This window comes from Caulobacter sp. CCH9-E1 (genome assembly GCF_001556515.1).
GTDB lineage: Bacteria > Pseudomonadota > Alphaproteobacteria > Caulobacterales > Caulobacteraceae > Caulobacter.
The window spans coordinates 1-764 of record NZ_LSJA01000011.1 but is presented as its reverse complement, the minus strand read 5'-3'; the positions used below and the strand labels follow the sequence as shown (position 1 = coordinate 764).

Annotated in this window: 1 protein-coding gene and 1 pseudogene; both read right to left on the bottom strand. The window is 65.4% G+C overall.

Features of this window, described 5'->3' with window-relative positions:
- Nucleotides 1–295 (bottom strand): annotated as a pseudogene (locus AX690_RS00745) (heavy metal translocating P-type ATPase); the annotation flags it as partial.
- 11 nt (nt 296–306) lie between these two features.
- A complete protein-coding gene (locus AX690_RS00740) occupies nt 307–657 on the bottom strand; it encodes a DUF190 domain-containing protein (RefSeq protein WP_004616671.1) in 351 nt (116 codons plus the stop codon).
- Nucleotides 658–764 lie beyond the last annotated feature (107 nt).

Below are 764 nucleotides of genomic sequence, written 5' to 3'. Positions count from 1 at the left end.
CGATCTCGAACTTGCGCTTGCGCAGGTTTTCGATCGCCTCGGTCAGGGTGAACCAACCGCCGAACACGTAGGCGGCCATATAGAAGGCCAGCGGGATCCAGCCATCGGCCTTGAGGCTGATGAGCCAGCCGACCAGCAGGGTCGCGCCGCACAGCAGGGCGAAGATCAGTTCGGTTCGCTCGCCGAAAAGCCCACCATGGGCGTGGCCGTGGCCGCCCTCCCCTTCACCGTGCTTGTGGTCGTCATTCGGGCCATGATCGTGGCCCTTATGATCGTGCGCAGACTTGCTGGTCATAATGCTCGCTCCTACCGGTGCGGCTCGACGTGATGGCCGCCGTAGCGAAGGACCTCGACCTTCTCGAAGGTGACCAGGCCGATGTCCTTGAGGTCGTCGAGCTTGGTCAGGAACTCGCGCAGGCGGGCTTCCTCATCGACGAACTCGATGACCACGGGCAGGTTGTCGTTGAAGTCGAGCGGGCGCGGCTCGTGCATGCGTGCGGATTCACCGAACCCCTTGCGGCCGCGCAGGACCGTGGCGCCGGCCAGACGCGCGGTCTGGGCGCGCTGGACGATGACGTCCATCAGGGAGCGATCGCCGACCAGGGCGTTTTCGTCGGTGTAGATGCGGAGCAGGACGGCTTGTCCGGGGGTTTGCATAGGCGTCTCCTCTTGATGATTACGGCCCGTGAGAGCTGTTCGCTCGGGACGGTTGAAGGTGATGCGCCGGCGCGACGCTGTGGGGGCTGAGGGGCCGCGCCGGCGCC

Coding starts and splice junctions, on each gene's coding strand:
- AX690_RS00740 (WP_004616671.1), bottom strand. CDS start 657: ATGCAAACCCCCGGACAAGCCGTCCTGCTCCGCATCTACACCGACGAA.